The sequence below is a fragment of the Cryobacterium lyxosi genome (genome assembly GCF_004403345.1).
Taxonomy (GTDB): Bacteria; Actinomycetota; Actinomycetes; order Actinomycetales; family Microbacteriaceae; genus Cryobacterium; species Cryobacterium lyxosi.
This window is the reverse complement of sequence record NZ_SOGT01000015.1, coordinates 146,119-165,723: the sequence shown is the minus strand read 5'-3', so window position 1 is coordinate 165,723 and position 19,605 is coordinate 146,119. Positions and strand designations below refer to the sequence as shown.

Annotated in this window: 15 protein-coding genes; 3 read left to right on the top strand and 12 right to left on the bottom strand. The window is 63.9% G+C overall.

What is annotated here, in order from left to right; genetic code table 11:
* Positions 1 to 4: 4 nt before the first annotated feature.
* The 8 genes from E3T27_RS14235 to E3T27_RS14205 all read right to left on the bottom strand — a co-directional run bounded on the left by E3T27_RS14235 (position 5) and on the right by E3T27_RS14205 (position 7,225).
* The gene (locus tag E3T27_RS14235; protein ID WP_134573488.1) at positions 5 to 1,255 is read right to left on the bottom strand and encodes a deoxyguanosinetriphosphate triphosphohydrolase; all 1,251 of its coding nucleotides are present in this window, start codon (positions 1,253 to 1,255) and stop codon (positions 5 to 7) included.
* Positions 1,248 to 2,426 (bottom strand): tRNA dihydrouridine synthase DusB, encoded by a 1,179-nt coding sequence (gene dusB / locus E3T27_RS14230; RefSeq protein ID WP_134573486.1) that lies wholly within the window; start codon positions 2,424 to 2,426, stop codon positions 1,248 to 1,250. Before dusB ends, E3T27_RS14235 begins: the two co-directional genes overlap by 8 nt.
* Positions 2,427 to 2,558: 132 nt before the next feature.
* Positions 2,559 to 2,699, bottom strand: a complete 141-nt coding sequence (locus E3T27_RS16630) for a hypothetical protein (RefSeq protein WP_158251842.1) — start codon at positions 2,697 to 2,699, stop codon at positions 2,559 to 2,561.
* Positions 2,696 to 3,394, bottom strand: a complete 699-nt coding sequence (locus E3T27_RS14225; protein ID WP_134573703.1) for a DsbA family oxidoreductase — start codon at positions 3,392 to 3,394, stop codon at positions 2,696 to 2,698. The genes E3T27_RS16630 and E3T27_RS14225 overlap by 4 nt, the downstream gene beginning before the upstream one ends.
* A gap of 74 nt (positions 3,395 to 3,468) precedes the next feature.
* Positions 3,469 to 4,302 carry an isoprenyl transferase gene (locus E3T27_RS14220; protein WP_233200614.1) on the bottom strand — a complete coding sequence of 278 codons (834 nt, stop codon included), beginning with the start codon at positions 4,300 to 4,302 and terminating at the stop codon, positions 3,469 to 3,471.
* The gene (recO, locus tag E3T27_RS14215; RefSeq protein WP_104196424.1) at positions 4,299 to 5,039 is read right to left on the bottom strand and encodes a DNA repair protein RecO; all 741 of its coding nucleotides are present in this window, start codon (positions 5,037 to 5,039) and stop codon (positions 4,299 to 4,301) included. The genes E3T27_RS14220 and recO overlap by 4 nt, the downstream gene beginning before the upstream one ends.
* Positions 5,040 to 5,045: 6 nt before the next feature.
* Complete coding sequence (locus E3T27_RS14210; RefSeq protein WP_134573484.1) at positions 5,046 to 6,365, bottom strand: glycosyltransferase family 2 protein; 1,320 nt, start codon at positions 6,363 to 6,365, stop codon at positions 5,046 to 5,048.
* On the bottom strand, positions 6,362 to 7,225 hold the full coding sequence (locus E3T27_RS14205) for a glycosyltransferase (RefSeq protein ID WP_134573482.1): 864 nt from the start codon (positions 7,223 to 7,225) through the stop codon (positions 6,362 to 6,364). The genes E3T27_RS14210 and E3T27_RS14205 overlap by 4 nt, the downstream gene beginning before the upstream one ends.
* Before the next feature lie 772 nt (positions 7,226 to 7,997).
* Between E3T27_RS14205 and E3T27_RS14200 the strand changes: the two genes are divergently transcribed.
* Positions 7,998 to 8,675, top strand: coding sequence for a hypothetical protein (locus E3T27_RS14200; RefSeq protein WP_198416537.1), 678 nt, complete (start codon positions 7,998 to 8,000; stop codon positions 8,673 to 8,675).
* Between the two features lie 100 nt (positions 8,676 to 8,775).
* Here the strand turns inward: E3T27_RS14200 and leuA are convergent, their stop codons facing one another.
* The 4 genes from leuA to E3T27_RS14180 form a co-directional block, all read right to left on the bottom strand.
* Positions 8,776 to 10,542 (bottom strand): 2-isopropylmalate synthase, encoded by a 1,767-nt coding sequence (gene leuA / locus E3T27_RS14195; protein ID WP_134573480.1) that lies wholly within the window; start codon positions 10,540 to 10,542, stop codon positions 8,776 to 8,778.
* 173 nt (positions 10,543 to 10,715) lie between these two features.
* Positions 10,716 to 13,265: a DUF2156 domain-containing protein gene (locus E3T27_RS14190; RefSeq protein WP_241992260.1), complete on the bottom strand. Its 2,550-nt coding sequence runs from the start codon at positions 13,263 to 13,265 to the stop codon at positions 10,716 to 10,718.
* Positions 13,262 to 14,614 carry an alpha/beta hydrolase gene (locus E3T27_RS14185; RefSeq protein WP_134573477.1) on the bottom strand — a complete coding sequence of 451 codons (1,353 nt, stop codon included), beginning with the start codon at positions 14,612 to 14,614 and terminating at the stop codon, positions 13,262 to 13,264. Before E3T27_RS14185 ends, E3T27_RS14190 begins: the two co-directional genes overlap by 4 nt.
* Positions 14,615 to 14,992: 378 nt before the next feature.
* Positions 14,993 to 16,213 carry a calcium:cation antiporter gene (locus E3T27_RS14180; RefSeq protein ID WP_134573475.1) on the bottom strand — a complete coding sequence of 407 codons (1,221 nt, stop codon included), beginning with the start codon at positions 16,211 to 16,213 and terminating at the stop codon, positions 14,993 to 14,995.
* An 863-nt stretch (positions 16,214 to 17,076) separates the two neighbouring features.
* On the opposite strand from E3T27_RS14180, the gene E3T27_RS14175 reads away from it, so the two are divergent.
* Positions 17,077 to 18,444, top strand: a complete 1,368-nt coding sequence (locus E3T27_RS14175; protein ID WP_134573699.1) for a hemolysin family protein — start codon at positions 17,077 to 17,079, stop codon at positions 18,442 to 18,444.
* Entirely contained in the window at positions 18,437 to 19,477 is a 1,041-nt protein-coding gene (locus E3T27_RS14170) for a hemolysin family protein (RefSeq protein ID WP_104196339.1), read from the top strand. The genes E3T27_RS14175 and E3T27_RS14170 overlap by 8 nt, the downstream gene beginning before the upstream one ends.
* The last annotated feature ends 128 nt before the right edge of the window (positions 19,478 to 19,605 follow it).

Below are 19,605 nucleotides of genomic sequence, written 5' to 3'. Positions count from 1 at the left end.
TGTTTTAGCCCTGCACCAGGCGCTCGTACCAAGCCAGTGCTGACTGGTCGGTGAGGCTGGCGACCTGGTCGACGATGACGCGCTTTCGGGCGGCATCATCGGTGGCAGCATGCCAGTCTTCGCGAAAGCCCGGGTCAAGGTGCTCGTCGCCAGACTGGTGCAGGGTTTCAGCCAGCATGGTGAGCACCTGGCGCTGCTGCACGTAGATGGGCTTGCGGGTGTTGCGGGTCATCACAAATGCCGCCACGATGCCTTTGAGCACCGCGATTTCGGCCTGGATCTCGCGCGGCACGACCACGTTAGCCCCGAAGCGCAGCATATTCGCGCCGGGGTGCGCCTCCTTGGTGGCGTGCACAGCTGCACCGCTGAAACGACCGATGAGCTGGCTCGTGAGGTTCTTGAGGCGACCCTGGTCGCGGCGTCCGGCGGTCCACGACTCCATCCAGCCATCGAGAGAGTCGAGGCGGTTGAATGCGGTGGCGAGGTCGTCGGCGCTGGTGGCGTCGCCGATCCACTCTGACATGGTGGCGAGGAGTTCGTCATGATCGGTGCGACTGCTCAGGGCGGCCACGTCGACGTAGCCGTTGACGATTGCGTCTTCAAAGTCGTGCACGCTGTATGCGATGTCGTCGGAGAGATCCATCACCTGTGCTTCGATGCAGAGCCGGCGGTCGGGCGCTCCCGCGCGCAGCCACTCGAACGCGGCGATGTCGTCCTGGTAGAACCCGAACTTGGCGCGCCCACTCGGGTCGTAGACCGAGGAGCTCTCGGGCCAGGGGTATTTGCAGCTCGCGTCGAGGCTGGCTCGGGTGAGGTTGAGGCCGTAGCTGTGACCATCGGGCCCGAACACCTTGGGTTCCAGCCGGGTCAACAGACGCAGGGTCTGGGCATTGCCCTCGAAACCGCCGATGTCTTCGGACCACAGGCTGAGTGCCTTCTCGCCGTTGTGCCCAAAGGGCGGATGCCCGATGTCGTGTGCGAGACAGGCTGTATCGACGATGTCGGGGTCGACGTTGAGGCGCGACGCAATTTCTCGCCCGACCTGAGCGACCTCGAGCGAGTGGGTGAGCCGATTTCGGGCGAAGTCCAGCCCCGCCGTTGGACTGAGCACCTGCGTCTTGGCCGCGAGGCGGCGCAGCGCGCTCGAGTGCAGCAGGCGTGCCCGGTCGCGCGCGAAGTCGCTGCGCCGCGAATAATGCTCCTCGGGAAGCCAACGCGCCTCGTCGGTCTCGCCATATCCGGTTTTGTTAGCCACCGCTGGTATCCCCTTCGCCCTCGGTCAGATTCAGTCGTTGCGCACCGACAAGATCCTGCGACTCGAGCCAATGCTCGGGCAGCGACGGTTTCTTCGGTGTTCCCGCGCGACCACGCGGCCCCTCGACATCGGCGCCCGGGTAGGGCAACGAGGCGTCGAGGGTACCGAGCAGGTCGTCGAGCTGCGCCAGGGATTGCACCACGGCGAGACTCGCGCGCAGGTCGCCGCCCACCGGGTAGCCCTTGAAATACCAGGCAACATGCTTGCGGATGTCGCGGCAGGCGCGGTCTTCACTATCGAAGTATTCGGTGAGCAGTTCAGCGTGGCGGCGGAAGGCGTTGATGACCTGGCCGAGGCCGGGTTCGGCTTTGAGTTGCTGGCCGCGGAACGCCGCAGCGAGGTCGCCGAACAGCCACGGACGGCCCAGGCATCCGCGCCCGACAACGACGCCGTCGCATCCGGTCTCACGAACCATGCGCAGGGCGTCGTCGGCTGACCAAATGTCGCCGTTGCCGAGTACCGGCACGTCGCTGATGGCATTCTTGAGCTTCTCGATGGCCGACCAGTCGGCGTGGCCGGAGTAGAACTCGGCTGCCGTGCGCCCGTGCAGGGCGATGGATGACACGCCGGCCCCGGCAGCGGCCTTGCCGGCCTCGATATAGGTCAGATGGTCAGCGTCGATGCCCTTACGCATCTTCACGGTCAGCGGAATCGGGCCGGCCGCGGTGACGGCAGCTTCGACGATCTGGCGAAACAGACCGATCTTCCAGGGCAGGGCCGCTCCCCCGCCCTTGCGGGTGACCTTGGGTACCGGGCAGCCGAAATTGAGGTCGATGTGATCGGCGCGGTCCTCCGCGACGAGCATGGTCACGGCCTCGGACACGGTTTTCGGGTCGACGCCGTACAGCTGGATGGACCGGGTCGTTTCGGTCTCGTGGTGGGTGATCAGCCGCATCGTCTCGGCGTTACGCTCCACGAGTGCGCGAGAGGTGATCATCTCACTGACGAACAGTCCGGCACCGTATTCGCGGCACAACCGGCGGAACGCCGTGTTGGTGATACCGGCCATCGGCGCGAGCACCACGGGCACGTCGAGCGTGAGTGGGCCTATTCTCAGCGGTTCGACCGCTGACGGCGCCGGCTCACCGATTGCTGGGGTGCGTAAAGTCATGTTGGTTCAATTCTCCCAGAAAGCGGAGGATCCGCGAATCGGCGGCGGCGGCGGGCCACACGGCATACAAAAGCGCAGCTGCCGCAGGGAATGGACCGTGCGACAGCTGCGCCTGTGCGCGCTGGGTCTAGATCAGCTGCAGCAGCCGCCACCACAGCACGAGCCGGCGGCCTCGTCGGTGTTCGCTTCGGTTTGTCCGAGGAGTTGGATGGTGGGTCGACCGGCTGGTTCGGTGTCTACCGGCGGGACGATGGCGGTGTTGGTGTCGCTCATGCGATTTTCTCCTCTGATCTTTCGGTGAGTATCTGGTTGAGAGCCTGGGTAAAAGTAGCAGGATCCTGCGCGCCGGAGATGCCGTACTTGCCATCGATGACGAAAAACGGAACTCCCTGGATGCCGTATTCAGTAGCCAGCGCGACATCCGCTTTCACGTCGGCCAGGAACTCGTGCGCGGTCAGCGCCCGCACGACGTCCGCGCGATCAAGGCCGATTTCCGCGGCCAGATCGGCTAGATCCTCGATTCGGCCAATATGACGCCCATCGACGAAGTATGCCTTCAGCAGACGCTCTTTCATGTCGATTTGGCGACCGTGTGCCTTGGCGTAATGCAACAACTCGTGGGAGATGACCGTATTGGTCTGGTGCACCGAGTCGTAGTCGTAATGCAGGCCCACGCTCTTCGCAATGCCGGTGACACGCTCGAGCATCTCGGCGACCTGGCCGGCAGACATGCCTTTTGCCTCGCTCAGATAATCAGACGGTGTGCCGGCGTAGTCAACCGGGGTGTCGGGCGAAAGCTCGAAGCTGTGATATTCCACCTCAACGGTACCGTCGAATTGGGCTGCGCCCGCCTCGAACTTGCGTTTACCGATGTAGCACCAGGGGCACTGCACATCCGACCAGATGTCGACCTTGATGGGGTCGACGCCGGTTAGTGGGCTTGTTGTGGATGCGGTCGCAGCGCTCATATTCGTGTCAGTCACTTTCAGCACAACGGGGGCTGGTGACTTCGTATTCCCGTTCAAACTATTGCCGGCGGCGTTCAGGCCGTAGGAGTGTCGACTGCGCCGCCGTAGCGCCGGTTGCGCGAAGCGTAGAGCTCAATAGCGTGCCAGAGGTCGACCCGAGTGAAATCGGGCCATAACGTGTCGAGAAAGACCATCTCCGCGTAGGCGCTCTGCCAGAGCAGAAAGTTGCTCGTGCGCTGCTCCCCCGAGCTGCGCACGAACAGGTCGACGTCGGGCAGTTCCGGCACGTACAACTGCCGGGCGATGGCCTTCTCGGTGATACCGGACGGCTTCAGCCTGCCGGCGGCGACGTCCTCGGCCAGAGCGCGCACGGCATCCGCTAGTTCGGTGCGACCGCCGTAGTTCACGCACATGGTGAGGGTGAGCACATCGTTGCCGGCGGTGAGCCGCTCGGCGAACTGCAGTTCGTTGATAACGGATGCCCACAGCTTCGGTTTGCGCCCGGCCCACCTGATACGCACGCCCCACTCATTGAGTTGGTCGCGGCGGCGGTGCAGCACGTCGCGGTTGAAGCCCATGAGAAAACGTACTTCCTCGGGCGAACGCTTCCAGTTCTCGGTGGAGAAGGCATACACGCTGAGATGTTTGACGCCGATCTGGATGGCCCCGGCGACGACGTCAAGCAGGGCGGCCTCGCCGGCCTTGTGCCCCTCAATGCGGGTGAGGCCCTGCCCGTTGGCCCAGCGGCCGTTGCCGTCCATGACGACGGCGACATGCTCCGGCACAACCTTGCGGGGCAGCTCGGGCGGGTACAGGCCGGTCCAGTCGAGCGGTTTGAACGCGACAGCATCTCGGTGGGTGAACGGGGCGTGCGCTGAACCTTTGAGACCGAACAGACTCGCCATCATCGAGCGACGTGTTCCAGCGAGCGCAGCCCGCGGCCCAGGTGCCACTGGGTGTAGGCGGCGACGACGCCGGCCGCCTGGCTCTGGGCGCGTTCGGGCGACTCGGCGGCGTGCTCCCAATCGCCGGTCAGCAATGCACTCAGCAGGTCGATGGTCTCCGCATCGAGCCGGGGCGATCCGGGTGCGGCACACTCATCGCAGACGATGCCACCCATCTGCACGACCATGGCGCTGTGTTGACCTCCCACGCTGAGCTCGCCGAGCGCGCCGCACCGGGCGCAGTCCTGAAAGCTCGGTGCCCAGCCAGCCATCGACACGGCACGCAGCAGGTAGGAGTTGAGGGTGAGGTGGGAACCGTGTTCCTGTCGGGACAGCGATCGCAGCGCGCCGACGAGCAGCAGGTATTGCTGGAGCGATCCCTCGGATTCGGTGAGTTTGTCGGCGGTCTCGACCATCACGCTCGCGGCGGTGTAGCTGCCGTAATCGGCAGTGATCAGGGCGCCATACGAGCCGAGTGACTCCGCCTGGGTGATGATATCGAGGCTGCGGCCCTCATAGAGCTGCACGTCGGCGACCATGAACGGCTCGAGCCTGGCCCCGAATTTGGAGCCGGTGCGCCGCACCCCCTTGGCGACTGCGCGCACCTTGCCGTGTTGCCGAGTGAGCATGGTGACGATGCGGTCGGCTTCACCCAGCTTGTGGGTGCGCAGCACGACGGCTTCATCTCGGTAGACAGGCACACCCAATTATCCCACTGTTGTGACTCCTTCCCGGCGCAGCGCGAGCTCGGTGTCGTGCGCCGAGCATCGCAGCTCGACCGGCAGCACGCCTTCACCGGCCCAGCGTTGCCGAAAGTACTGCCACGGGCCCTGCGCGATGCAGGTGATCTCGTACCAGCCGACTCCCGCGAGGGTCTGCACACCGGAGTCGGGTGTCCGTTGGGGAGCTTTCGCGTGCAGAACGGAAAAAGCCGATCGGCATCGGGCCACCGCCAGAACGGCCGTTCGTGAGTTCAGTGCTACCTTCGTCAACCACGCGCCGAGGCCGATTCCGTAGCCACGCGCCTGGATGCGCAGCGCGGCAAGGTCGTCGCGGTGGCGGTGCCAGACAATCGCTGCCGGTTCCACCACCAGGCTGCGCCCGGAAAACAACACCCGGGTGAATAGGTCGAGGTCTTCGCCGCCGCCGGTGCGGGTTCCCACGCCAAAGGCCGTGTCGAATCCGCCGAGGGCCAGGCCGCGGACGCGGCGCAGCGCAAAATTCGCCCCGGTGCCGAACTCTCCGACCGAAAACGGAAAGGTCGGGAGGTCGATCGGTGGGCTCGCGAGGTTGAACTTTCGCGGGCGTAGGTTGCGCGACCAGGTGACCTTGCCGTCGAAGTACAACTGCACCTCGGTGCGCAGCTCACCACTTGGAACCAGCCCACAGACACAATCGACGTCATCGCCGCGTGCGAAGCCGGCCGCCAGTCCGCGCAGCCAGTTCCGATCCACCACTACATCGTCGTCGGTATAGGCCACAAATTCTCCGGTGGCGTGTCGGAGTCCGGCATTGCGCGCTCGCGACAGGCCCGGCACCGGCTCGACCACAACCGTGACGAGACCCGACTGAAATTCTTGGGCGACCAGATCCTGGGTTGCGCTGGTGGCCGAGGCGTTGTCGACCACGATGACGGAGAAATGCGGATAGTCCAATTTCACGATGGAGCGGAGCGCCTCGCGCAGCATCGCGGGGCGATCCCGGGTGCACACCACCACCGTGAAGGTCGGAAGCGCGCGGGGAATCCAGACGTCGGGCGCCGGCGCGAGATCGGCGATACGGTCGCGCATGACGTCAAAGCCCACCTTCCCCTGTTCTATCGGCACGTCGATAAATCCACGAATTCGGGCACCGTCACGCACGAGCAAACGCGCCCGGGAGTATCCCGCAGAACAGGCCAGCAGAACGGATGCCGCCGCGTCGGCCGCCGCAATCGTCGCCGCGTCGATCTCTCCGACCCAGACGGCCCCCGGCCAGTCCGGCCCCTGCTTGCTTGCCATGGCCGGCTGGAGTACCTGCCGGTTCATCGTGCAGCCTCGCGCGACCGAATAACTGATGCTTCAGGACTGCTGGGGGTGACGGCTGAAGGTGTTCCAACGACCAGGGCGCTCGGGGCTGGACGAGCAGGTGTCGGTGCGAGCACCGTGCCGCTGTGGTGGCCCAGGGTGCCACGGAGATACCCGGTACCAGCCGCCATGAGCGAGAGGACGATGGCCGCTGCGCGGGAAGCGCCACCCCGGCCGACACTGCCGAGTTCCCGAACGATTCCACGCGGGAGAACCCGTATTGTGTACGACGTCTCCGACGCGAGGGCATCACTCGAACCGAGGTGCCTGCTCAGTACGGCCTTGGAGATGCCTTCGAAGAAGCTCCGCCGAATCAAATACGACCAGCCGGTGCGGTCCGTACTCACCCGATGACGCACCACGGCGCGCGGTTCATAAACGACACGCGCGCTCGCATCCGCTTGATGAACCTTGATACACAGTTCAGTTTCCTCACAGCCAAGCGGAACCCGGCCGACCCGGCCGGTATCGACGTTGAAACCGCCGAGGTTGATCAGGGTTTCGCGCCGAAAGGCCATTGAACAGCCAATAACGTTGCGGACATCCGATCGCGTGGTGGGCAGGCCCAGATAACTGCAGCCGACGATCCAGAACAGTTCCGGTGGGAGGATTCGTGGCGCATGTGCGTGTGGCCAGACGGGATCGGCTCGGCCACCGACTGCGGCAACGTCGGGATCAGCGAACGGCTGCACCAACCAGCTCAACCAGTCGTCGGCGGCAGCGGCATCGTCGTCGAGGAACGCAACGATCCGGCCCCGCGCCGCGGCAACCCCGGTATTACGCGCTCCCGACAACCCCTGACGCTCGGTATTGGGAATCACACGGAGTTACCGTGCAGCGCTTGGGAAGGTCAGTAGTCATGGCAGCAAAGACGCGTGGGTTCGCCCGAGAATCGCAGTGCAGAAAAACAGGAAACGGATCAAGCGCGTCGATCAGCCGCCGCACGTGCACGGGATCGGTGTGCGCCAGGATCACACAGGCGAGCAACGCTGAAGCCTCCGGAAGATCGCCTGACACCGAGCTTGGGGTGACGAGTGCTGGAATGTCAGCTGAAACGGGGGGAACGCGGTGCATGGGATCCTGTCGGGGTGTGCGGGTATCACGGGGCTGTACTGCGTTACCGGCAACGCTGACGGTTCGGTACGTGGGGGCCTGCTGGGCGGCTATCGATGCAGCGGACTCGGTTTGCGACGCAGTCGCCCTATCCGGGTGTCCACGCTTCGATCTCGGCCAAGCCGATTCTCACGGGTGCGCCCGGGACCGCCCCTATCGACGGCCCGCACAAAAACAGCGGTCGTCATCATGCGCTGGCCAGACGACTGGGGGGTGGCGCGGAGCATGGAATCCTGTCAGGTCTTCGGGTCCTGGGGCAAAGAATGCAACGTTTCGGGTGAGCGCCGCACGAGGGTCAAGGTGGGTTTACGCACGATCTTGACGCGTCAGCGACCGAACCGGCAGCCCCCATCCGGGGAGTGGGCAGGCATGACATAATATATGCTCATAATTTACTAGCGGAGTCGGTTCGGGTCTGGTGTTTCAGACCGGACGGGGGGAGACTTGAGGGCACATAGTCCCCGTGGTATGGAGGTTTTCATGAAACCAGTCCAGGGCAGCCTGCCCGACATTATGCCCGTGCTTTCACGTGGCAAACATCGCACTCCCAAAAGCGGAGCGTGCTTCATGGAGTTCGCTTCCTACCTCGCTGGCGAGTCCTGGAGCGACCACCCAGCATGTACCCATCCGGAGCTCGCCTCGCTGGCGCGCATGGTCAACGACTGCAGCTCAGACGACGCCAGGTCGCGACTGGCACTGCTGATTCCGTCGGTTATCGGCCTGACCGGTTCCGACAAGCGGGTTGAAGTCGTGATCGCGCTGCGGGCTGGCTGCGAAGCGCTTCCAGTGGCCAGCCTGGAACGCCAGCGCGCGCTCGCGGTGGGTGTGCTCACCTGCGAGCGCACCGCATCCGTTCTTGATCCGGCGCTGGCCGAGCAGATGCGCCCCCTTATTCGGGCCGCCCTCGATGAAGCGACCGATGCCGAGCACTGGGCACGCGGCTTCATCGGTAGTGTGCATTCGTGGACGCGCTCCAAATTCACGGCGCGTACCGCCGACACGATCATTCGCGTTGCCGTGCAGGGCATCGGAGAGGCCTGCATCGGCGATCCGGACGCGCGGTTGTATACCCTGCTCGAACACGCGATCAACGATTGCACCGTGCTGTTGGGAACAAAGCGCGCCGACCGAACGGTGCATCTGCCCGCGCTGGCTTGATCACCGGCCCACCGACCGCACCCGGATGGTGCAACGAAAGCCCAGCCCCGTACTAGCGGGACTGGGCTTTCGTGTGTGCGAAAAAACGGATGCTACGGCGTCAGACTGCGGCCAGTTCCAGGTCATCGACCTCAGCACGGATGCCGCGGTTGACGGCGGACACGACCGACTTGAGCGACGCGGTAGAGATGTCCGCGTCGATGCCGACGCCCCAGTAGCGCTTGCCGTTCACGTCGAGCTCGACGTAGGCGGCCGCTTGCGCGTCGCCGCCGGCTGAGAGGGCGTGCTCCACGTAGTCGTACAGTGTGATGGCGATACCACGCTCGGCCATCACCCCAAGAAACGCGTTGATCGGGCCGTTGCCGGAACCGGTGGCTGGCGCCACGGTGTCACCGTCGCGCAGTTCGACCGCCAGGTCGACCGTGCCCGACAGGTCGCTCGACGTGCGGGTGGAGTGCAGTTCGAACCGGCCCCACTTCGCTTCAGGGTTCTTGATCGTGGCCGGCAGATACTCGTCGTTGAAGATGTCCCAGATCTGCTCGCTCGTCACCTCGCCGCCCTCGGCGTCGGTTTTGGCCTGCACGACGCCAGAGAATTCGATCTGCAATTTGCGGGGCAGGTCGAGGGCGTGGTCGGTCTTGAGCAGATAAGCGACGCCGCCCTTGCCGGACTGCGAGTTGACCCGGATCACTGCTTCGTAGCTACGGCCGAGGTCCTTCGGGTCGATCGGCAGGTAGGGAACGGCCCAGACCAGGTCGTTGACGGTGCAGCCCTGTTTGGCCGCGTCGGCGTCCATGGCTTCAAAGCCTTTTTTGATGGCGTCCTGGTGCGATCCACTGAAGGCGGTGAAGACCAGATCGCCAGCCCAGGGGTTGCGCTCCGGAACCGGCAGCTGGTTGCAGTACTCCGCGGTGCGCTTGATCTCGTCGATGTTGCTGAAGTCGATCTGCGGGTCGATGCCCTGGGTGAACAGATTGACGCCAAGGGCGACGAGGTCGACGTTTCCGGTTCGCTCTCCGTTACCGAACAGGCAGCCTTCGATGCGGTCGGCGCCGGCCAGGTAGCCGAGTTCGGCGGCGGCGATGGCGGTACCGCGGTCATTGTGCGGGTGAAGCGAGATGAGGATGTTCTCGCGCTGGGTCAGGTGACGGCTCATCCACTCAATGGAGTCGGCGTACACGTTCGGGGTGGCCATCTCGACGGTGGCCGGCAGGTTGACGATGACTTTGCGTTCCGGGGTGGGCGCGAGGATCTCGACGACCTGATTGGTGATGTCCACGGCAAAGTCAAGCTCGGTGCCGGTGAAGCTTTCCGGGGAGTACTCGTAGTAGATGGTCGTGCCGGGAATGGTCGCTTCCATCTGCTTGCACAGACGCGCCCCGAACAGGGCCAGGTCGATGATGCCCTGCTTGTCTTCGCGAAAAACAACCTCGCGCTGCAGGATGCTTGTGGAATTGTAAAAGTGCACGATGGCTTGCTTGGCGCCCGTGATGGACTCATACGTGCGCTTGATCAAGTGCTCTCGCGCCTGGGTGAGCACCTGAATCGTGACGTCGTCGGGAATGGCGTTCTCGTCGATGAGGCTGCGTACGAAGTCGAAGTCGGTCTGGCTCGCCGACGGAAAACCGACTTCGATCTCCTTGTAGCCCATGCGCACGAGCAGGTCGAACATGATGCGCTTGCGCTCGGGGCTCATCGGATCGATGAGTGATTGATTGCCGTCCCGCAGGTCGACCGCGCACCAGCGCGGGGCACTCGTGATGTGCTTGCTCGGCCAGGTACGGTCGGTCAGTTCAATGGCGAACTGCTCGTGGTACGGGCGGTAGCGGTGGATCGGCAGGGTGGATGCGGTCTGATTGTTCTTCATGATCCTGTTCCTCGTGGTGTCGTACAGCCAACGACAAACGCCGCGACGAGGGAGGCCTTTAGATTAGGACTCGTCGCGGCAGCTAAGGAGGAGCGTACCGTTCAACACATTTTCAGGCTAGCACCGTTTGGCACGGTTGCGACCACGTGGACGAAGGCCCCGGCAAGCGGATGCTATTGGCCGAGTCCGCGCACCAGAGTGACCACTTCTCGCATCGACAGACTGGGCAGATAGGCTTTGGCGAGGGCGAGCCCAATCTCCGGCAGCGCGACCGAGTCGGGGAACGCCATGAAGACCGGCGCATACTCGGGCTGGAACTTGCTTTTGAAGGCCAGTAATGATCGAAATCCGTATACCGGCTCGAGCGTGCGACCAAGGTACTCGAGCAGACCAGTGGCAATACCGCCCTGCCGAGGGCCGGATGAGGGAGCGAGCGGCGCGACCGACAGGCTGAGAAACTCAATCTCCGGGCGTTCCCGCATGCGCTCAGCCGTTTGGGCGATCAGAAATTCCATGACGCCGTTGATACTGTCGGGACGGCGCCGCATGAAGTCGAGGGTCCAGCCCACGATTTCACCGTCCCGGTAGGTCGGCAGCCAACTCGTCACGGCGTGCACGCGGTCTTCAGCGTCGACGGCGATCATGAGGCGCACCACCGGGTCCCGCAATTCGTCAAGGCCACCGAGGGTGAACCCGAGTTCGGGGAGTTCCTTCTCTTGAACCCATTGCTCAGAGATTTCGGCGATTTGGGCAGCTGCCGCGAACGAGAGCGACCGGTAGCTGGTCCACTCCGCTCGTACCCCGGCGCGGTCGGCGCGATTGATCGACGAGCGGATGTCCTGCCATTTCTTTCCCGTCGTGCTCCACCTGTTCGGCCGCAACAACGTCTCCTCCCCCACCTGCACGCTCGGCCAACCCATCAAGACGAAAACATCCTGCCAGTTCTCGTGCACGCTGTAGAAAACCGGAACCCAGCCGTTGTCGTCACACATGCGGGCGAAGAAAGCGACGGAGGCAACGGCCTCGGAGCGTGGTCCGACCGGCTCGGAGGTCGTGATGGCGATGCCGTTGACCACCCGGTAGGCGATGGCCGTACGTCCGCTCGAGGTGAACCACAGCGAATTGCCGGCCCAGGTGGTCATACAGCCGAGCGATCCGCCGCCATGCTCAGAGAGGAGCGAGCGCAGTCGACTTGGTGCATCGGCGGTCTGGCCGACGGAGGCGCTCCGCAGGCAGACGATCGCCCCCACGAAGACGACGATCCAGAATGCAGCGCCGACACCGTCATACAAGGCGGTGGAGAGAGGGTCGGTCGGAAGAAAAGACACTCGCTCCAGGCGCAGGAAACCGACCGGAATGAACCGTTCAGGCACGTCCGCGAGCAGGTCGAGCAGAGTCACCGCGGGCCGAAAGTGATCGCGGAGCAGCCATCCGATCCCGAGATAGAACGCGGCGAGTGCGGCGAGACTTCCAGCCGTGACGAGCAGAAATCGGCGACGCATGCCCGTGCGAGAGGCCACCGGAAAGTGGCGCAGATTGCCGAGGATGACAACGGCCACGGCGAGCGGCACGAGCACCGACACGGCGAGGATGAGCGTGACTTCGAAGTACCGGCCGGATTGCCACTGCCATACGTAGGCCTGCCCGAAAATCGGCAGCAGCCCGTAGTACCAGGCGGCGAGTATCGCCAATCCAACGTTGATCGTGATAGCCAGCCACGCGGCGAATCGCCGTCCGCGAGCCAGCCCGAAAGCTGCCACCACGAGGGTGAGCAGCGGCAGCAGGCTGACCAGCACAGGGCCGGCCCCGCCGATACGTTCGAGGCTGAGTTCCTGCACACACTGTCGGGTAATATCGTCCAGCCGGCAGCGGTCGATGACCTCCCCAGCACTCGGTACGTCCTGGGTGAGCAGCAGCCCAAGCGGTGCGAGCAGCCCAAAACGGGCGCCGCAAAAGATGGTGACGACCGGACCGACGGCAACCATACCGACGATGGCGGCCAGCAGAGTGCGGGTTTCGTGGTCGGAACTGCGCCGCCACGACGCCACCCGGAGTGACGGGCGCCAGAGCCACCCCACACCAAGCCCAACAACCGCGGCCAGCAGGCGGTAGAGGTCGGAGGGCTGGCCGGAATAGAGCACGAGCACGAGCACCGTCGACAGCCCGAGCACGCGGATGCGGCGCCGCCAGAGCGGGCCGACGAAGTAGCTGGCTGCCATGGCGCTGCCAAACATGGGAGTGAAGGGGTCGATGGCCCACAACTCGACCACGCCGCGCGACCACATTTCGCCCCCGGCGACACCGAGGTACTGGGCGCCGAGGCCGATTGCGGCACCGAGAATCGACGTCACCAGAAAGGCGATGACGGTGCGGCGGGTTCCCATCAGCCGTTCGGCGAAACCCAGCAGAACCACTGCGCCGGCCAGCGCCAACAACAGTTCGCCGCCATTGTCGACAAAGAACACCGAGGTGAGCGGAGACCACCAATGCCCGCGTTCAATGACCGACTCGTAGCCGGTGCCGAACAGCAGACGGATACCGCGCGCCGGTCCGGCGACTACTCCCGTTGCGAGGCCCACCGCGAGCAGTGCGACGGCATAGGAGACAGCGAAGGATCGCTGGCTGGACCATCGGTAAAGCGATCGCAGGGCGGAGCCCCTCGCGGGTTCGCGCCCGGGCGGGTCGAGGGCGGTTGCGTCGCTCATGATGTCGTTGGTGGTCACCTCGTCGTCGCAATCACGGTCGGCGCGAGCAATGCGGTACGTGCGGCGATGATCGGCAGGGCCGTGGTCCAGGCATAGTCAACCGTTCGCCAATCGTGGGCCGTACCGGGTGACTCGAACAGGTGGGTAACGACGCCGGCGCGCTGGGCGGCATCCGCTACCGCGTGCACCCCCGGCAGAAAGCGTATATCGTCGTCGCCGACCACAAAGATGGCACCGAGCTCGGCGTAGGGTTGCTGGGCGGCGAGAATAGCGGAGGGCGCAGCCGCGGCGTAGAGGGAAGCGCTGCCACCAAAACCCGATTGCACGGTATGCGCCTCGCTTCCATTTTTGGGAACGAGCTCTCCCGCGATGTCCAAGATCGTACTGTATAGCTCCGGGTGCGCAGCGCCGAGTTGAATGGAGCACGTGCCGCCCTGAGAGAAACCGGCGATGGTCCACCCGGAGGGTTGGGCCGTGACGTGCAGGTGCGACCTGATCCAAACCGGAACGTCGACGGTGAGATAGCTGGCCGAACTGCCAAGCGCTGAGTCGACACACATCGGATTGCGGCCCGGCGCGCCGAGTTGATCGGGAACGACAACGATGGGGGCGAGACCGGAATGCGCCCGCGCGTACGTGTCGAGAATGCCCGCCAGCCGGCCGGACGTGAACACGTCGCTCGGGCTGCCCGGCTGCCCGGAGAGCATCTCGACCACCGGCAGGGCCGGCGGGTTCGCGCGACGCGCCGCCGGCGGCAGGTAGACCAGCGCGTCGCGGGAGACGAAACCCGAGCTGGTAGCTGGAATGGTGACCGTGCCGACGACGCCGGACTCGTTGGATGCCGTGTTGTTGGCCACATTCGCTGGGTCGGGATGCACGGCTGGAGTCTGGGCAGCGCGGGCCTGCGCGGTTGCGAGGGCCGGGTCAAGGGGCGGGTAGCTTGCGAGCCCGAGGGCGACACGCAGAGTGGGAAATTCACCGACATCTGCGTTGATTCCCGCCGCGGCGCTGAGCAGACAGAGTCCGATCGCGCCAACGGCGACGCCGCGGCGCCACCGCACCTGGCCGCTGAGATTTAGCACGACCACGGCAAGGCTCGCCCCCAGGGCAGCGGTCCACAGACCGGTTCCGGTCGAGAACGAGACACCCCACGGGTCCCAGACATCGGTGATAAACCAAGCTAGGGCCCAACCACCGAACGCACCGACGACGGCGCCAATGACGGTGATCACGGCGCGACGCACGCCGGTGGGTCCGAGCAGCACGAGCAGCAGCGTGAGTCCGGTGACTGCGTAGAGCGTTCCAAGTACGGGCGCGTCGATAAGACTGATATCAAGCGGGCTGAAAGCCGAAAACAACGAGTTCATTGAGAGCCTCCGGAAGCACTTTGACACCACCCGCACGTTTCATGGGCGGGCATCGTTGAGTTACCAGCCGGCACCCGGCCAAGTCATAGCCGAGTGACATCCCACGCACAGGGGTTGACCGGATGCCGGGTTTCGCCGCCGCTGACACCCTCGCTGAACTCGGCGCCGACGTGCTCGTGCTGGCGTCAACCGGGCCCGACGAACGATTCGACCTGCTCACGGTGCTCGGAGTGCCGTACGTGCAGGCTGACCTGCGTGAGGTGCCTGCACAACTGGGAGCACAGATGCCGGGCGTGATCATCGTGTCGCCCGGCTTCCATCCCGATGGTGTCGGGAATTTCGCTCGACTGAGATCGCGGAGTTATGGGGCAAAGAGAGTCATGGGGCAAAGAGCAGTACGGCGAACATGCCGAACAACACCAGGTGGACAGCGCCGTGGAGGGCAGTGGTACGCGGCGAGAAATAGGTGATGATGCTTGCTGCCAGTGTCACTGCGATGAGCACCATGTTTGCGCTCGATTCTCCAAGAATGACTTCTTGGCCTGTCGCTAAGCCGATGATCAGTACGGTCGGGATGGTGAGCCCGACCGTGGACACGAACGCCCCGAGTCCGAGGTTGAGGGTACGTTGGCCCTCGTCAGCCAGCGCCGCCCGAACTGCCGTCATCGCCTCTGGCGTGAAGACGATGATCGCGATGATCACCCCGCCCAACGCGACTGGAGCGCCCGTGGCCGCGATACCGGCCTCGACCAGGATCCCCAGGTCGTGGGAGAGCAGCACGATCGGCAGGACGGTACCGACCAGCAGGAGGACCCGCCGAACCAGCTCGCCCCTGCCCACGCCGACGACAGTGGCCAAACGAGAGTCGGGGCGGGGTTTTGGAATATCGGCGGTGGTGACGCTTCCAAAGATCGCCTGGGCGTGACTGGGCTGCGTGAACAACGCCCGACTCTTCCCCGTCTGCAAGTAGATGAAGAACCCGTAGAGTGCCGCCGCCAGCACCGAGACGGCGATGGCCTGCGCGGGCACCAGACTCCCATTGGACGTTGACACCGTAAAGTTTGGCAGCACGAGCGTGCACAGCGACAACACGGCGATCATCGCAACGTAGACCGACGCGCCTTCCATGTTGTAGCGCTGCGGGCCGTGCTTCATGCCGCCGAGGAGCAGGGACAGACCCATCACTCCGTTGATGATGATCATCATGACGGCGAACACCGAGTCGCGTGCGATCGTCGACGATCCCGACGGCCCAAGCATGACCGAGGAAATGAGGACGACTTCAATGATGACGACGGTCAAGGTCAGAACCAACGTACCGAATGGTTCTCCCAGCTTGCGGGCCAGCGCCTCAGCCTGGTGGACGACTCCGAACGCGGCGACCATGATCGCCGCGAGGATGATCAGGAACACGCCCACCGCGACTGCCACACTCGGCGGGTGGGCGACAAGATCATGGCCGACTGTCAGCACGCCGATCGAGACCAGCCATGCGATCGCGAGGGTCATCGTCGTTGATCGGCTCAGCAACACCCGCCATCCATCGTTCGAGCGGACCTCGGTCGGGGTGTGAGAATGCGCATGGCGCTTGATGGGCATGAGCCTGCCTTAATCGGAGGCCGTCCCCCTACAAACCGCGGCATCCGAGGTCGTCCCGTGACGCATGAACACAGCGTGCATTCACCCAAGAGACGATACCAGAAGCGTGGTTTTCACCGGAGATCACCGGGTGCAGATGTGCTCCCGAAGCGTCTCGCAACGCGCGGGTCTCATACCCCCTGTGTCACAAGACGCTTTGGTTACGAGACACATCGGGAATCGACCGGATTGCAACCGACATACTTCGCTGCGGCGGTAGTCACTTTCAGCGGACGTAAAATTTCCGCGACGGCGCGCCGCCATCCGAGGTGTCGGGCGAATGCTGTCGTTCTGGTGGAGGTCACGAAAATCCAAGTCTGAGTGCGACGGCCCGTCTGTCTCCTGGAGACCATGACGCGATTGCTCTTCTCCAACGTGGTGACGTTGTGATCCAGGCTTGAGTCGTGCTGGATGAATCGCTCAAGTGCGCAGCCAGCCTGCATGTGACCGTCGGCCATATCGCATATGAAATCGCCACCGGTCCGTCTCGTATCCGCCCCTCCTTCACCGGGCATTTTCGCGGATCGGTCTAACGGAACCATCGCCCTCTCAGTAACGCAGGGAACCATGTTGCAGTGGAAGTCAGCGGCACGGTTGTACCATTCGACGGCTGAGCGCCGAGGTTCCGTTTGCAAGTGTTTGTGGGCCCGGGCGTGGCGGTGGCCGCCGGGGTGTCGAATCGGCGCCTAACGGATGGCTGCGGTACTTTTCTCAGCCTGCTCCGAGTGCCTTTGGTACTCTGGTGAACACAATGGACCCCGATAAACCCTCGCCCCTTTCATCGTTTCCTCGCACAACGTCTCCAATTTTGAGGGGGCCACATGCTGTTTGAGTGGGCGATGGTAGGGGTAGGCCTGCTTCTGACCGTGGGTACGGGTGTCTTTGTTGCGGCCGAGTTTTCTCTTGTCACGTTGAACCGCAACGACCTTGAGGCCCGTCAGGACCGCGGCGAAAAGCGCCTCGGACCGACCATCAAGGCGCTGAAGATCACGTCGACGCACCTGTCGAGTGCGCAACTGGGCATCACCCTGACAACACTGCTGACCGGGTTCACGTTCGAGCCCGCAATCACATCATTGCTGACCGAGCCATTGGCGGGAGTCGGTGTACCCGACGGCCTGATCCCCGTGCTCGGCTCCATCATCGCCATTTCGGTGGCGACGCTGTTCTCCATGGTGATCGGCGAGCTCGTGCCGAAGAACTTTGCTTTAGCCGTGCCGTTGGCCACGGCCAAAATCGTCGTGCCCCCGCAAGCACTGTTCACCGCGATGTTCAAACCCATCATCTTGCTGTTCAACAACACCGCCAACGGACTGATCCGTCTGGTGGGCATCGAGCCCAAGGAAGAACTATCAGGGGCGCGAACCGCGGAAGAGCTCAGCTTTTTGGTGCGGCGGTCGGCCCTGGAGGGCGTGCTCGACACCGATCACGCGGCGATGCTGCACCGCACGCTCCGGTTCGCCGATCACACGGTCGCCGACGTCATGACACCTCGGGTGCGGATGGCCTCCGTGCAGGTCGCTGATACGGCCGAGAGTATCGTGCGGCTCTCCACGGCCACCGGCTACTCGCGTTTTCCGGTCATCGATAAAAACTCCGACGACATCGTCGGGGTCCTACACGTCAAGCAGGCCTTCGCGGTCGATCTTGACCGCCGCGGGCAGATTACTGCGAACGAGCTCAAGGTGGATGCGCTGCGTGTGCCCGAGTCGATGGCCGTGGACACTCTCCTGGCTCTGCTGCGTAAGCAGGGCTTCCAGATCGCTGTCGTCGCTGACGAATACGGCGGAACGGCGGGCATCGTCACGCTGGAAGACCTCGTCGAAGAACTCGTGGGCGAGCTGGAAGACGAGCATGATCGAGCGAAAACTGGCGTCATCCGCTCGGGGCGGTCCGTGGTGTTCGACGCCAGCTGGCGGCCGGACGAACTGTTCGACCGTGCCGGTGTCACCGTTCCCGACGACGGCGACTACGAAACCGTTGCCGGGTTCATCGCCGACCAGCTCGACCGTATTCCCGAGGTGGGCGACGAGGTCCCTATCAATGGAGGGCTCTTGCGGATCGACCGGGTGGATGGCGTGCAGGTTCAACGCGTGCGCTACACCCCGTCCGACTTGGAGCACGACCCGAGTCTGGCCACCAGACACGACCGAATCGTCAACCAGATCCAGAAGGACCTAACCCATGAGTGAGTACTGGCCGGGCCTGATCTGGCTCGTCGTGCTGTTGATCGTCAATGCATTCTTCGTCGGCGCCGAGTTCGCCGTGATCTCGGCCCGCCGCTCGCAGATCGAACCGCTCGCCGAACGCGGCAGCAAGGCCGCGAAGACCACCCTGTGGGCGATGGAACACGCAACTCTAATGCTGGCCACCAGCCAACTCGGCATCACCGTGTGCTCGCTGCTGATTCTGAACGTGTCCGAACCGGCCATTCACGGCCTGTTGGAGTACCCGCTCGCCGTGACCGGACTCTCCGACGCCGCGATCAGCGTGATCGCTTTTGGTATCGCTTTGGCGCTGGTGACCTTCCTGCACGTGGTATTTGGCGAGATGATTCCCAAGAACATTTCCTTCTCCGTTCCCGACCGTGCAGCGCTCATCCTGGCGCCGCCGCTGGTGCTCGTCGCCCGCATCTTCAGCCCCGTGATCGGCAGCTTGAACTGGTTGGCGAACGGGGTGCTGCGCCTGTTCAAAGTGCAGCCCAAGAATGAGGCGACCAGTGCGTTCACCCTCGACGAGGTTGCCGGCATCGTGGAAGAGTCCACACGCGAAGGAATGCTGAAGGATGCTTCGGGCACCCTCTCGGCTGCGTTCGAGTTCACCTCGAAACGCGTCTCCGACGTGGAGGTGCCCCTGTCCTCGATGGTTCATCTTCCGGCCTTGGCGTCTCCGTCCGAGATTCAACAAGCTGTCGCCCAGCACGGATACTCCCGCTATATCCTTACCGACAAGGACGGGCAACCCACCGGATACCTGCACCTCAAGGATGTGATGGACCTCACCGACGGAAACGCGTTCACCCGGCCCGTTCCCGGCAAACGCATCCGCCGCCTGGCATCCGTCTTTCGGGACAGCGAGTTAGAGGATGCCCTGGCAGCCATGCGCCGCCTCGGAGCGCACGTGGCCACGTCCTTCGACGCGGACGGCGTCGCCACCGGAGTTTTATTCCTCGAAGACATCATCGAGGAACTCATCGGCGAAATCGAAGACGCCACGACGGTTTAGTCACGGGAAGGTCTTTGCACCAGTGAGACGCGAACCAGGGACCGGTGCCTGTTTCACGTCACTCACTCCGGACCTGGTCCCGGCGGCTCGGCAGAAGGCGCTGTGACCGGTCGGCTTGCACCCAACTG

Bases quoted from the DNA above. Each gene is read 5' to 3' on its own strand.
- E3T27_RS14200 (WP_198416537.1), top strand. From the start codon at position 7,998: ATGAAACCAGTCCAGGGCAGCCTGCCCGACATTATGCCCGTGCTTTCA.
- E3T27_RS14170 (WP_104196339.1), top strand. From the start codon at position 18,437: ATGAGTGAGTACTGGCCGGGCCTGATCTGGCTCGTCGTGCTGTTGATC.
- E3T27_RS14220 (WP_233200614.1), bottom strand. From the start codon at position 4,302: ATGATGGCGAGTCTGTTCGGTCTCAAAGGTTCAGCGCACGCCCCGTTC.
- E3T27_RS14210 (WP_134573484.1), bottom strand. From the start codon at position 6,365: ATGAACCGGCAGGTACTCCAGCCGGCCATGGCAAGCAAGCAGGGGCCG.
- E3T27_RS14180 (WP_134573475.1), bottom strand. From the start codon at position 16,213: ATGCCCATCAAGCGCCATGCGCATTCTCACACCCCGACCGAGGTCCGC.
- E3T27_RS14225 (WP_134573703.1), bottom strand. From the start codon at position 3,394: ATGAGCGCTGCGACCGCATCCACAACAAGCCCACTAACCGGCGTCGAC.
- E3T27_RS14185 (WP_134573477.1), bottom strand. From the start codon at position 14,614: ATGAACTCGTTGTTTTCGGCTTTCAGCCCGCTTGATATCAGTCTTATC.
- dusB (WP_134573486.1), bottom strand. From the start codon at position 2,426: ATGACTTTACGCACCCCAGCAATCGGTGAGCCGGCGCCGTCAGCGGTC.
- leuA (WP_134573480.1), bottom strand. From the start codon at position 10,542: ATGAAGAACAATCAGACCGCATCCACCCTGCCGATCCACCGCTACCGC.
- E3T27_RS16630 (WP_158251842.1), bottom strand. From the start codon at position 2,699: ATGAGCGACACCAACACCGCCATCGTCCCGCCGGTAGACACCGAACCA.